Genomic DNA, 13310 nt, shown 5'->3' with positions numbered 1-13310 from the left:
CCAGAAGTAGCGAAGCTGACTAATGGTTTGTGAGGACACAAACCATGGCGAAAAACAAATAAGTTAAGCCGGAGCGAAACGAATCCCCCTTTGGAAAGGGGGTAAGGGGGATTTGCCTATTTCTCCAGAAGCAGAATCGCAATGATGATGAATGTGAAAACCCTATTAATCACTTAGCGTCCATCATGGCATTGATCAATTTGGTATTTGCCTCTTTAAGGATTTGCATAGCGTCTGAATAGTATTTCTGCTCATCAATAGCGAGTTCGAGAGTGGCTCGGTTGTAGCTACCTAGGTCTGTCTGGTCAGCAATGGTCAATTCACCAGGAGCACCCACGGCACCGATGTGCTCATTAATTTTGATTTCTGCCTTCTTTGATTTGGAGATCCAGATATCAGCTCCTGACCTCCACCATACTTGAAGTGCAGGGTAGAAAGTCACATTGGTTTGGTTGAATATTTTTCCCAAAAAGTCATTTTCATCTACTTTGGCTTTGGCCGCCAAGTAACCTGAGCCTAGGAGATAAGAAATGGTAATGGGGGGTACTTCAGAATTTTTTCCGGCTATGCCCATAAAGTTTAACCTATCGTAATCAATACATGGTTTTCCATTTGCTGACACGGTGATAGTGCTCAATTTGCTATAGGCCTGGTAGTGGTCAACGTCTTCTTTGAAATTTCCTGTGCTGGGGTAATATCTTTTCATGGATTCATCTGTGTGCGCTAATCCATCAAAGTCACTGACGGTAAATCCCTTTGCTTGGGCTTGGGCAACAAAATCTGCATAGGCATCATCCGTGATTCGCTGCATTAGTTCCTGGGTGAGGCCAGTGGTATTTACTTGTAGTGCAGATTTTGCTCCGGAGAAATTATTTCTGGACTGAGTAGAGGCCGATTTAAACTCTGAAGTCATGAATGCCACGGTAAATTGACCGACATTTAGTTCATCAATTTTTTTCATGGCTTTTTCTCCATCCAAATAGAGTTCTTGGCCATGGGAGAGGGTGCAGAGGAGTATAAAGGCCAAGCCAAAAATTATTCTGCCTGAAATGTAAAGGAGAGGTTTTGCTGGTTTCATCGATTTTAGAGATTAAGTGCAGATCGGCTATCCCTAACTTTAGATTTTTGAGTGTTGGTTTGGGTAGTCTATCGATTGATTTAACATCCTCAATTTGAATCTTTTAATAGAATTCAGCCATAAGGCATTTGTCGTATTTTGCCGCTGCTTGTCCAGAAGCAGCAAAGCTGATTAATGGTTTGTGAGGATACAAGCCATGGTATTTGAGGATTATAGCCAACGGTTTAAACCCTTGGGCTTTAATTTGAGTCTAGTTTTGCCCCTTTTTCCGACTAACCAAATACAGCACGGTCCCTATCCCAATCAATACCCCTGTCATCCAGATATTGGTCCAAGTTACTTGGAACATCAGCCAGGTACAGGCGGCTACTCCCAGTACAGGAATCAGATACCCTCCTTTGAGAATAAAGACTTTTTTGTCTTTGAACTTTGGTCGTAAGACCGGAATACAAGCACAGGTCATCCCAAAAAGAAACAGTCGGGCCAGCACGGTCATGGCTGCCAAAAAGGTGAAGGATCCCATTGCTGCCAGCACAAAAGCCACGATCCCGAAAAATAAAATGGAATTCGCTGGTGTTAGGTATTTATCATTAACGGTCCCAAACCATTTTGGGAAAGACTGATCGAGCGCCAGAGCATAGGTGACCCGGGAGGCGCTAAACATGGCTCCGATCAGATTCGCGATTACGGAGGTAGTGACGCCCACCATCAGGAAAATAGCCCCGGGTTCCCCGAAAAGAGCAGCGGAAGCGTCCAATAGGGGAGTTTTTGTGGAGGCCAGATCGGGAACTGCAGCCTGAGAAACGAGTTGTATAGCCATATACAGAAAGACCACCACGGCGAGACCCAGAATTAAACCCAAAGGCATATCCCGTTCCGGGTTTTTAGCTTCTCCTGCAGGAACCACCGCGCCTTCGAATCCCACAAAGGCATAAATCAAGAGTAGGGTAGCTGCTCCTATATCCGAACCCATAGGAAGGGCTGAATCAAAACTTGGGATCACTTCAGGGCCCAGCATGATCACCCCGCTAAAAACGAGTCCGATCAGAACTGTGAACTTGATCAGGGTAAAGAGCCCCATGGATTTCATAGACTCCGAACTTCCTATGATATTAACCAGTGTCAGAATACCTATAATCAGTACAAGGGTCAGCAATCTTCCATTTCCTGCAGCGAGTGCAGGAAAGAAATAACCAATGCTATCCGTAAGGAGGACGGAGTTGGCAGAAAAGGAAATCAGTCGAGCCAGGTAATACAACCATCCTCCCTGAAAGCCAATAAAAGGCCCAAAGGCAGCGGTACCATACTTGGTGGGACCACCAGTTCCCTTAAAGTAACTACCCACTTCCGCAAAACTTAAAATCACCGGTAGCATCAGCAAGGCACAGATCACATAGATAAAGACACTATATTCTCCGGCCAAAGCAGCTGCCCCTGAGGGCAATCCGAAAATTCCGGCACCGATAAATCCATTGACTACGAGCATCCAGACTCCCCAGAGTCCAAGGTTTCTGGGAAGTTTTTCTTTGATTTCTTGAGGTAATGATTTGGGCAAGGGATGAATCTGGCTTGGGTGAATAAACGTGGAAGATAAGCCAAAAAACAGAAAGAAGACAAGCCGTTCGTCATTCCGGATGGAGTATTTCCCTAAAGAAAGCTATGGGAACAGATTTGGTGGGATGTCTTTTTGGAGAGCTGAACTACTACCCCTATTTTCGTCAAAAATCTGATTTCATTTTTCTATAAATTTTATGGCTTCAGGACTGATAGCACTTTTGGATGATGTGGCCACGTTGATGGACGATGTGTCCGTGATGAGTAAAGTGGCGGCTAAGAAAACCGCTGGCCTTTTGGGTGATGACCTGGCAGTGAATGCTGAGAAAGCTTCCGGCTTTGTGGCGGATCGGGAACTTCCGGTTCTTTGGGCCATTACCAAGGGCTCCTTGCTGAATAAGCTTATTATTCTCCCCCTTGCTTTTGTTCTTAGCGCATTCGTTCCTTCTGTGATCACCATGCTCTTGATTTTGGGAGGGTTTTATCTGGCTTATGAAGGAGCTGAAAAGATTTATGAGTATTTCTTTCCTCATACTCCTCTAAAGCAAAAAGACCATCTGATAGAATTGAGTGAGGAGCAATTGAAAAAGCTGGAAAAGAAAAAGATCAAGTCAGCGATTTTAACTGATTTTATCCTGTCGGTCGAGATTATTATCATAGCCTTAGGGACAGTCACCGAATCTGATTTGACCACACAAATCATTGTGGTTTCCGTCATTGCCCTAGTGGCCACAGTTGGGGTTTATGGACTGGTGGCACTTATCGTCCGTATGGATGAGTTTGGCCTGAGCTTAGTCAATCTAAATGAGCAAGATGATAGCTTCTCAGATAAGGTTGGTCGCTTTCTGATCAATGCTCTTCCTATGGTGATCAAGGGTCTGACCATTGTTGGGACCATTGCCTTGCTGCTCGTTTCCGGTGGGATTTTCAGCCATAATATTGACTTTTTCCATCATCTTTTGGAAAGCTGGCCAGCGATTTTACGGGACATGCTGATTGGTCTTGTGATGGGTTTTATCACGCTGTTTGTGATCAGTGGGGTGAAAAAGCTGTTTGGTAAAAAGAAAGCAGCCTAGGGCGTTTATTCTTCCTTTCGTTCCCCAACGAAGGTTCCGTTAGCCATTCCGGCAAGGTCTACTTTTCCCACGATCTTACCCTCTTCCAGCTTGCCAATGTACTTGATTGGATTTCCTTGCACACTGAAAGCGATATTGACAGAGCCGTCTTCTTCTATGGCTCCTTCTATTGGGGCTTCGCCCAAAGCTCCTTTGTAGGTTCCTGTGAGCCTGCCGGAGTCATCTTGTTCAATGATAAAAACCGGATTTCCTCCACCCATATCGGTTTGAACATTGAAAATCCAGGTGCCTGAAATGTCTTCCTGTGCCAAAGATGTGAAGCTAAAAAGGGCCAAAAGGCTGAGTAATAAGGTCGTCTTTTTCATAGTAAACTTGAGTTTAATTATTTGGTGGTTTCTTCTCCCATTTCAGTAAAAACTCGATCTATGGGTTCCCAAAGCTCGATTTTGTTTCCGTCTGCATCCATGATATGCACAAACTTTCCGTAGCTGTAGGTTTCTATTTCATCGCAAATGGTAACTCCATTTGCTTTTAAGTTTTCCACTAGTTTCTCGATGTGCTGAACCCGGTAGTTAATCATGAATTCCTTTTCGGAAGGATCGAAATAATCGCTGTCTTTGGAAAAAGGACTCCAGCTTAAGTAATTAAGCTCATCTGGTCGATGGGCATTTCGGAACTCGAAAGCCGATCCCCATTGATTCACGGCAAGTCCCAGATTTTCACTGTACCACTTTTTGGTGGCTTCAGGGTCTTTAGTTTTAAAAAAGACACCACCTATTCCGGTTACTTTTGGTTTTGAATCTTCCATAGCGTTTAGGGTTAAATCATTTTTGCGATAAGCTCTTTCATTAATTTATATCCCACCATAGCTGTCATGTCATTCAGATCTCTTTTGGGATTGTATTCCACTAAATCCGCCCCGATGGGTTTATGAGGGAGTCGGAGAATAAAATCTATGAGTTGTCGGGTGCTCAAACCTCCGGGTTCATGATGAGAGACTCCCGGAGCAAATGCCGGGTCCAGTACGTCGATGTCCAAAGAAATATAAAGAGGATCGGACAGCTCCCGGAGAAAAGCGTCATTTAGATCTCTCATTTCTATTTGCTTAACCCCGTATTTTTTGGCTTGCTCAATTTGATGTGTATTCAGCGTCCTTATTCCCACCTGGGTAAGGGAGGTAATTTTCCCTGTTTCCATAAGCCTTGCAAAAGGAGAGGCATGAGAAAATGTATTGTCATCAAAGTTTTCATATAAATCTCCATGCGCATCGAAATGCAAAATGTGGAGATTGGTATATCGCTCGGCATGAGCTTCGATGATTGGAAAGCTGACGGAGTGGTCTCCACCAATGCTCAGGAGGGGGTCGCCAGTTTCGATAAGAGCCTTGACCTGAGATTTGATATACTCGTAGACTTTCCTCGGTTCGATACTTGGAAAATCCAGATCCCCAAGATCAGTATAGGTTTGACCAGGAATGATCTCTGTGCCATTCTCGCTAAACCTATTGGCTGAACCTTCAGAATCCATTACCCTAATTCTGTCCGGTGCATATCCGGGTCCTCTTAAGAATGAGGAATTTAAATCGTAGGGTACGCCTAAAACTTTGATCATAAAAAGCTATTTGATAGGTATCCAGATTTCTTCTTCTGATTCGGCAGAACCTGGTTTGTATTTTTCACCCAGGATTTCAAAATGTGGCCGTTCATCCAATTGGAAAGGACAATTTTGTATCCAGGGTCCATAGATATATTGAAAAATGGAGGGATCACCCGGCATTCCCTGATAATAAAATACCGCGTATTTGCCTTCCTCTAAGTTAAATGTCTCCAAACCTTCCATTGAGGTTTCTTTTTCTACCTCCACGGCAGCCCATTTGGTAAATTGTTTTGTGGGGGAAAAGCTTTGATAGTAATCAGAAGGATAGACCTGAAGGGAATAGCGAAGCTGGTCTTTTCGATTAAGTATGCCCTTTATTTCCGGACCAAAGCTTTGCCAGAGTTCTCTAGTCTTGTTATCAGCCATACTCATCTCCAGATGCTTCCCGATCAGGAGTTTTTTCTCGATGGTTTTAATTTCTGGTTTTGGGTAATTCATGGCTTAGCGATATTCAGGATTATCAAAATTCCATCGAGTACCCTCATTCCAATCCTTGCTTGAGTTACCCAAATTTGGATATCCATTGTTTGACTTTAAGATGGAAGCCAGATGCATGAGATTATAAGTCATGAAGGTGGTATTTCGATTGGTAAAATCACTGTCTAGACCTACCGGGGTATCCAGCTTTTTCCCATCCCATTCGGTATCGCCATAACTCGGTCCCGGACCAATTTCACCCAGCCAGCCAGAATCCGCCTGTGGGGGGATGCTATATCCTACATGCTGGAGTGCATAAAGAATGCCCATGGCGCAATGTTTTGCTCCATCTTCATTTCCAGTGATCAGGCATCCTCCGACCTTTCCATAAAAAAGGTATTGCCCCTTATCATTGGTCTTTCCACTCATGGAGTAAAGCCTTTCAATTAGCTTTGTGGCAACGGAAGATTTTTCGCCTAGCCAGATAGGAGTGCCTATGATTAGAATATCTGAGGCAAAAATCCGCTTAAATATTTCCGGCCACTCATCCCTAAACCAGCCATGTTCAATCATATCTGGATAAACACCCGGAGGAACCTCATGATCGACTAATCTAATCTCATCTACCTCTACCCCTTCTCTTTTCATGATGCCTTTGGAAAGAGACATAAGAGTTTCTGTATGGCTGGGATCAGGTGACTTTTTCAATGTGCAGTTGATGTACATTGCTTTTAGTCCTTGGAATCTGGGGTTCATATAGTTGGCTTTTGGGTTAAATAAAAATTAGCGAATGCTTAAGCTTGAATAAAGAAGAATATAAGATTTTACCCTGAGAATGTGTAGGGCTTTAGCTTAAAAGACTTCCCTCAAACCAAATGCGCATTCAGGATTTCTCCATCGGAGACCCGCTTCAGGGCTGTGCGCATCCTTCCATCTTCACCCAATTCAATGACCCTATAGCTGGGGGAGGGATTACCCCAACTCCCTCCAAAATGCCCACTCCAGAAATAGGGTTTTTTACGATTCCACATGATCCCATCTACATCGTGATCATGTCCATGGAATGTGGCTTTAACATTATCATATTCAGAGATGGTGCTAAGAAAATCCTCACAAGCGATTCCATGTCGGGTCCAGTCATTTTGGGAAATATGGATAAATACCAGAATCGATTCCAGGGAACTGTATTGATATAACTTTGCTTGAAGATAGTCCAAATTCGCACAGAGGTAATCTCCGGCCTCGTTGGAGCAATTCAGAAGGATTACTCCAAACTTTTCATCATGAATAAATCCGGTGTCCTGATCCTGACCCCAAATGGCTTTCCATCGCATCGGGTCTACCCGATCATGATTTCCCTTGTTCACGTAATAGGGCATTTTTATGGAATCATAAACTTCTTTGACTTGCATCATAAACTGGGGCTCATCATGAATCAGGTCTCCATTGAACACGATGAAGTCAGTTGCCTTTTCTTTCCAGATGGCCTTCACCAGATCAGAATGACTCTTTTCATAGTCCGTGTCTGGTTGACCATAATGGCCATCTGAAGCCGTGATGATTTTATATTGCCCAGCAAAGTCATCATCTAACTGTCGATATTCTTTGGCTGTGAGGGTGGCAAATGAGTTTGCCGCAAAAAGTGAACCTCCAATAGCTCCAAGGCTCTTAATAAAGGGACGTCTTTTCATTTGATCTTTTATTATTTTCCTCCAAAATATAATTAACCTAACTATTCAAAACCATGCGGGGTCTTTTTATGAAAATCCGTTTTGGACTGAATTAAAGTACCCAGCTCCAACAATTTTTCTTCATCAAAAAGATTACCCAAAAGAGTTAGGCTGGTCGGGTGATTCGCAGAGTCCAAGCCGGTGGGAATGGCCAAGGCAGGATGGCCCGTGAGGTTGGTTACCATGAGCTGTTTAAAATTTCTTGTTGGGGTAAGAAGAACATCAAAACCCGAAATGGTCTGATGAAAATCTTCAATCAACAATCTTCGGTGTCTATTGGCCTGAAGATATTCCACAGCTGGAATAAATCGAGATTGCCGAAGCGAATTGGCTCGGGAGCTTTCTCCCTGTTCCACCAAAGAGGCACTCGATCCTGATAAGACCAATTCATCGAAAAAAGCTCCTGCCTCTGCTCTTAAAATTACGTCAAAAGCTCTGGGATAAATGGTTTTGGGTAATTCTACCTCTGTTAATTCATACCCTAATGCTCTAATTTCATCAAGTATTTCCAGATTATTGTCTCTTGAACTGGAGGAGTCTTCCTCAAAAAACTCCTTGAAGTATCCAATCTTCAGGTTTTCATTTTGCTTGGTGTTGTCATAGGAAAAAGGAGCTGGAATGGTCATCATATCCTTTGCATCCTTACCATACATCGCTTCGAAAATGAGGGCACAATCCTCTGCCGATCGAGCCATTGGTCCGATTTTATCCATGCTCCAGGATAAGGTCATGGCTCCATATCTGCTCACTCGCCCGTAGGTAGGACGAAGTCCTGTGATTCCATTTCTATTAGAAGGTGAGGTAATGGACCCTAAAGTCTCTGTGCCAATCGCAAACGGCACCAAGCCAGCGGCCGTTGCCGAACCTGAGCCCGCTGAGGAACCACTTGCTCCCTGGTTCAAGTCCCAGGGGTTTTTAGTCTTTCCTCCAAACCAGACATCTCCTCTCGCCAGCGAGCCGGAAACTAGCTTCGATACTAATACTGCACCTGCTTTATCCAGTTTTTCGATTACGGTGGCATTTTCATCAAAGTACTGATTTTTATAGGCTTCTGATCCCCAGGTGGTTGGGTAATCCTTTACCGCTAGCAAGTCTTTGGCACCGTAGGGGATTCCATGTAGAGGGCCCCGGTAATTTCCATTAGCCAGTTCTTCGTCCATTTTTCTGGCCTGCACCATTGCCCTTTCTTTAGTAATTGTAATTATGGCCTGAAGTTTTGGGTCAAACTTCCTGATTCTTTCCAGAAAGAATTCTGTAAGTTCCACTGATGAGATTTGCTTTGTCTTAATCAAGACGGACAAGTCCGCAACAGAATAAAAGGCCAGCTCATTTTTATCCTCCGGCATCCTAATATCCTCATTAAACTCAAACTCAAAAACAGAAGGAGATTCGCTGAATTCAAATCCCATGGGTAGGGGATCAAAGGTCATTGCTGGAATAACTTCAAAACCCAGAGGAGATAATCTCATTGAATCGTAACCCTGAAGGTTTGAGTTCAGGTATTCCTGCATGGTGGAAATTTGGGATGGGGTGAATTCCATTCCAAAAATATTCTGCGCATGCCTTATGTCAGATTTTGTGATTCTTTGTTTGCCACAGGCAAAGTTTAAAAGGATAAAAATTAACGATAGGATACCGAGTTTCTTCATGTAGCAGAGTAGTTGAAAAGTCTATTCATCATCGGGAATAGCCATGGTGTGATTGGATAGAAGATAGCATTTGCCCTCCACCTCCGTATAAGTTCGCATGAAATTATACTTTGTCGGTTTTGGGCCTCGATCTACCATAGTGTAACCATTCACTACCGCAGTATTTCCAAATATGAAAACCTTCACTTCATCCGAAATTCGAGAACGGGTATTATCGGAGCCGTTTGCCAGTTGGGCAGCTGCCCTTTTTAAAACATCACTTTTGGAATCAATAAGAGAGGCATGATTATGCACCCATACAAAGTCCTTCGCCAATAAACCGTTTAAGAAAGCCGTGTCTGCCTTCAAAAGTGCTTGTTCCCAGTCCAGGTCAGTCTGAAGCAAATTCTTTTCGGTAAGACAATTTGATTGAGCAAAGAGATAACCATTGCTGAAGAGGAGGAGGGTGATGAAAAATAACTTCATTTCGAAATAACTTAAATCCAATATAGAAGATAAAACCTTCAAATGAATAGGTTTCCCTTCACTGAAAGTAGGGGAGCCTATTTTAGGCTTGCCAGGGCAGTCTCAATATCCTCCAAGAAAATTTGATCAACCTGGGGACCGTAGGGATCAAAAAAGCTCAAACCATTCTCATACTTTTCTTTGGCTATCTCCAGATTTGATAAAGCATCCGCGGTTCTTCCCTGTGCCAGATAGACTCTTGCGAGATAAAATCTATTTTCTGCTAGATCATTTTCTTCCTGCTGGAGAAGTAGATATTTTTCTGCTTTCGCAAAGGACTTTTGTTCAAGATAAAGAACCCCAAGATGAACATAGAAGTATGGTCCATGAATGAATTCCGGATCATCAAGGCATGATTCAAAAATGGAAATGGCTTTGGCCTGCTGGCCAATCTGCTTATAACATAAAGCCCGAGTAGTTTGAAGATGGTAGTAGCCATTTTGTCCAAAACCTATATCGTAATCCGCCAGACTATCCAACCTCTCTATGTCTTCAATGGCCCCTTTATAATCTCTGAAAAATTGGAATCTACACCATCCGCGATAAAAGAGATGTGACTCAGGATCAAGCTCCACTGCTTTATCCATTAACTTTTTCCACTCTATAAAATTACCTGCCTTCAGATAGGCTGTGGATTTATATTTATAAGCATCCGAGAAGGTGGAATCTATGGCCAAAGCTTTATCAAGGGCATTTTGATATTCATAGCTAAATTGATAGTGGCCTGCCCTTTTTTCTGCTTCTTTACAAGCTTCGTACTTTAGGCTATCTCCCATGTATTTGTAAGCCTCACAGTTTACCTGAGCAAAAGTTCCAATCGAAATGAAGAAAGCTAAAAGGAATGTGAAAAGGGTTTTCATGGTAGAATTTCGAGGATTTTACCCTTATCCATTTTAAAAATAAGGTATTGATAATAGTCTATGGGGGTTTCAGTATTTGGTAGGATTTTCCATCCATCCATAGACTTTGTGATATCGAGGAGCTGATTTATAATCTGAGGGTCAAACTCCATTTCATTGTAATTTTCATCCGAGCTAAGTACCCGGAACCTTCCGGTTTCTCCTTTACAATTCACGATGAAACGAATCCTGATCCAACCACTTTGATCATTATCCACAGGAGTATAATTCTCCTCAAACATTCTGTAAATCTCAGGTCTTTCTCCCTCGTATTGGGTCCCGAAACCTAAATTAAAATACTGTTTGGTAGTGAGGTCTGAATAGCAAACTTCAAAAGAGGGGTTATCTAAATCTGGATTAGCTTGGATGTCATCCACCCAGCGATAAGGTTTTTCTTTTTTAGCTGCAATTGAAATGATTTTTTCCTCTTCCACTTTATTGCCTTGACAGCTAAGGAGAGTGAGAACCATCAAGATAGCCGCTTTTACACTTTTATTCATGAGTTGCTTTTAGCTTTAAGAAGCGAATTGGAATAAAGGTTTCTCACATTGAGCTTTTTAGATTCCAGTTTATGTTCATAAATCCAGTCCAGAAAGCTTTTCATTTTTTGTTCTGAAATCAATCCCCAATTGGACTTGTCTCCAAAATGAGGAGCAGTGATTTCAAGGCATTTTGCCAAATCCATATCTCTGTCTCTAGGGGGTAAATATTTTCTAAGAATTTGGATGGACTCCTCTGGATTACTTACAGAATGGAGAAAGCCTTTTTTACACCCCTGAATAAACCTTCGATAGGCATCCTCTCGATTTCGAAGGTTTTGTTCATCGGTAACCAAAATCGGTGAGTAGGAATAAGGGATGTCATAATCTGCTAATCTGAAGCTGCGTAAACTCACTCCCTTTTGCTCAGCTTCCACACCTTCCCAATTCAGAAATATCCAGGTTGAATCGAACTGCCCTTTGGTCACAGTTTCCCAGATTCCAAGTTTTTTCGGATAATGGAGTTCAAGTGCACCCATTCCACCATCTTTTATTATCATCTGACGAACGATCTCATCCTCATATCGTGCCTGATAGGAAGCATAACTTTTGCCATCCAAGTCTTTGGGAGACTGAATACCCGAATCACTGGAAACCACAATGGCGCTCAAATCTTCCTGAAGGATTGCACTGACGCCAATGAGTTTAAAAGTTTTTTTCTTGGTCTGGTAGCTTATGATGCTCTCGGTAGGACAGAGGGCAAAATCGGCAATACCCAACTCAACCTTCTTCGCGGGGGTAATGGCATAATTATCAAAAGAAGGATCGGAGATATGAACTTCTAAATCAAGTTCTGCGAAAAAGGCTTTATCCCGGGCTATGAAAAATCCGATGTGATTAATGTTTGGTGTCCAGTCCAAAGCTAGATTGATTCTATCCATGGTAAAAAGTTGATTTTGGGTTTCTTAATTATAATGTATCAGCGTCGGTTAGACTGTCAATTTTATGAATCTACGTTTCAGAATTGCTCAATGTTACTTTGAAGTAAACCAGGGAATAAAACAGTATTCAGTACATAGTATTAGGGTTAGCCGATTGCTTGGGGATTTTTTGGATGGAATCCCAGTGTTCACAAATCTTTCCGTTTGAATCAAATCTAAAAAAATCCATGGTGATGTATTCCTCATTTTTGGGCCAAATCTGATGAGTATGTAAAGCCACCAGATCGCATTCAGCTACGGCTCGTACAAATTCAATGCTTTTATCAGGATACTCCCTTTGCATTCGATCGAAATAATCGATGAAACCCTGTAATCCGTCCGCTACATCTGGATTATGCTGGATATATTCATCGCCAACATATTTTTCCACTGCCTCCGCTGGATTACCTTCAAATGCTAATTTATAAAAGGCAATTGCATTTTGTTTGTTCTTTTCGATTGACATCAGCTATTCATCTAATTCCTTAAGAATATTTTGCCGGAGGGATTCATTTCGGTTTTCAAGATTCTTGTAAAAATTTAATATGAATTCCCGGTTCAGTTTTATTTTCCAGAGGTAAGTCTTTATTAGGTTTTTTTCCTTGGAAGTAAGGTTTAGAGGGGTTTTGATTCCTGAGAGTTTTCCCTCAGAATTAAAAGAAAAATGGGGAGATAGAATGGAATTAATCTGGTGAAAGAAACTTTGAAAGAATTGCATTTCAAGATACTCCTCTTCCAGCTTTTTCAGGGAACTGTAATCATATTCATACAGCGAAATTATTTCTAGACGGAGGTTATCATTTTTGATTAACTCTAAGCCTTTTGACTTCAAAGTCTCATATCCCGCTACGTTTTGGATACTGATAAAATCTCTTAATAAGTAGTGAAAATAAATCCCTGTAGAGTCAGGATTTTCAACTTTATCCTCTAGTAAATCCAGAAAGAAAACCGCCGCTTTTATTCCATTTTCGTGTCCGGCCATATTGAGTCTGGTGTCCGATAGGTCGGCTTCCAATCCATTAGCTATTTCTTTTAATATTTTGGTTTCTGATTGGTTTTCCTGATTAGCGAGTCTCCAATTTTCTAAAGCAAATGCGGATATGACGGCGATAAAAATCGAAAGAAACTCTAGACCATATTTTCTCCAGCTTTTCTTTTTCCTGATGCTGGAGGATTTTTTATTTTCCCTTTCTTCCATCAGGCTAAATTACAATTTTCGCAACCTGATTAAAGTATATTTTTTCCTCAATTATTTCTAAACAAAAAATCCCCAGAATTGATCTCCGGG

General features: G+C 42.1%; 16 protein-coding genes. 1 reads left to right on the top strand and 15 read right to left on the bottom strand.

Annotation, left to right across the window (positions count from 1 at the left end; genetic code table 11):
* Positions 1–169: 169 nt before the first annotated feature.
* Complete coding sequence (locus QVH07_RS01575) at positions 170–1078, bottom strand: hypothetical protein (RefSeq protein WP_289998370.1); 909 nt, start codon at positions 1076–1078, stop codon at positions 170–172.
* A gap of 250 nt (positions 1079–1328) precedes the next feature.
* Entirely contained in the window at positions 1329–2633 is a 1305-nt protein-coding gene (locus QVH07_RS01570; RefSeq protein WP_289998369.1) for an APC family permease, read from the bottom strand.
* A gap of 196 nt (positions 2634–2829) precedes the next feature.
* On the opposite strand from QVH07_RS01570, the gene QVH07_RS01565 reads away from it, so the two are divergent.
* Positions 2830–3708, top strand: coding sequence for a DUF808 domain-containing protein (locus QVH07_RS01565; RefSeq protein ID WP_289998368.1), 879 nt, complete (start codon positions 2830–2832; stop codon positions 3706–3708).
* Positions 3709–3713: 5 nt separating this feature from the next.
* Here the strand turns inward: QVH07_RS01565 and QVH07_RS01560 are convergent, their stop codons facing one another.
* The 13 genes from QVH07_RS01560 to QVH07_RS01500 form a co-directional block, all read right to left on the bottom strand.
* The gene (locus tag QVH07_RS01560) at positions 3714–4073 is read right to left on the bottom strand and encodes a hypothetical protein (RefSeq protein ID WP_289998367.1); all 360 of its coding nucleotides are present in this window, start codon (positions 4071–4073) and stop codon (positions 3714–3716) included.
* A gap of 17 nt (positions 4074–4090) precedes the next feature.
* Entirely contained in the window at positions 4091–4516 is a 426-nt protein-coding gene (locus tag QVH07_RS01555) for a VOC family protein (protein WP_289998366.1), read from the bottom strand.
* Positions 4517–4527: 11 nt separating this feature from the next.
* Positions 4528–5319, bottom strand: coding sequence for an agmatinase (gene speB / locus QVH07_RS01550; protein WP_289998365.1), 792 nt, complete (start codon positions 5317–5319; stop codon positions 4528–4530).
* 6 nt (positions 5320–5325) lie between these two features.
* Positions 5326–5802: a GyrI-like domain-containing protein gene (locus tag QVH07_RS01545; protein ID WP_289998364.1), complete on the bottom strand. Its 477-nt coding sequence runs from the start codon at positions 5800–5802 to the stop codon at positions 5326–5328.
* 3 nt (positions 5803–5805) lie between these two features.
* Complete coding sequence (locus QVH07_RS01540; RefSeq protein WP_289998363.1) at positions 5806–6537, bottom strand: flavodoxin family protein; 732 nt, start codon at positions 6535–6537, stop codon at positions 5806–5808.
* A gap of 110 nt (positions 6538–6647) precedes the next feature.
* A complete protein-coding gene (locus QVH07_RS01535; RefSeq protein WP_289998362.1) occupies positions 6648–7472 on the bottom strand; it encodes a metallophosphoesterase family protein in 825 nt (274 codons plus the stop codon).
* 41 nt (positions 7473–7513) lie between these two features.
* Positions 7514–9160, bottom strand: coding sequence for an amidase (locus QVH07_RS01530; protein WP_289998361.1), 1647 nt, complete (start codon positions 9158–9160; stop codon positions 7514–7516).
* A gap of 21 nt (positions 9161–9181) precedes the next feature.
* Positions 9182–9625 (bottom strand): nuclear transport factor 2 family protein, encoded by a 444-nt coding sequence (locus QVH07_RS01525; RefSeq protein ID WP_289998360.1) that lies wholly within the window; start codon positions 9623–9625, stop codon positions 9182–9184.
* A 77-nt stretch (positions 9626–9702) separates the two neighbouring features.
* Complete coding sequence (locus QVH07_RS01520) at positions 9703–10524, bottom strand: tetratricopeptide repeat protein (protein ID WP_289998359.1); 822 nt, start codon at positions 10522–10524, stop codon at positions 9703–9705.
* A complete protein-coding gene (locus QVH07_RS01515; RefSeq protein ID WP_289998358.1) occupies positions 10521–11063 on the bottom strand; it encodes a hypothetical protein in 543 nt (180 codons plus the stop codon). Before QVH07_RS01515 ends, QVH07_RS01520 begins: the two co-directional genes overlap by 4 nt.
* Positions 11060–11983: an ABC transporter substrate-binding protein gene (locus QVH07_RS01510; protein ID WP_289998357.1), complete on the bottom strand. Its 924-nt coding sequence runs from the start codon at positions 11981–11983 to the stop codon at positions 11060–11062. Before QVH07_RS01510 ends, QVH07_RS01515 begins: the two co-directional genes overlap by 4 nt.
* A gap of 127 nt (positions 11984–12110) precedes the next feature.
* Positions 12111–12488 carry a nuclear transport factor 2 family protein gene (locus QVH07_RS01505; protein WP_289998356.1) on the bottom strand — a complete coding sequence of 126 codons (378 nt, stop codon included), beginning with the start codon at positions 12486–12488 and terminating at the stop codon, positions 12111–12113.
* A gap of 3 nt (positions 12489–12491) precedes the next feature.
* Positions 12492–13220 carry a hypothetical protein gene (locus QVH07_RS01500; protein WP_289998355.1) on the bottom strand — a complete coding sequence of 243 codons (729 nt, stop codon included), beginning with the start codon at positions 13218–13220 and terminating at the stop codon, positions 12492–12494.
* Positions 13221–13310 lie beyond the last annotated feature (90 nt).

Source organism: Algoriphagus sediminis, assembly GCF_030403435.1.
Taxonomy (GTDB): domain Bacteria; phylum Bacteroidota; class Bacteroidia; order Cytophagales; family Cyclobacteriaceae; genus Algoriphagus; species Algoriphagus sediminis.
This window is presented reverse-complemented; position numbering and strand designations above follow the sequence as displayed.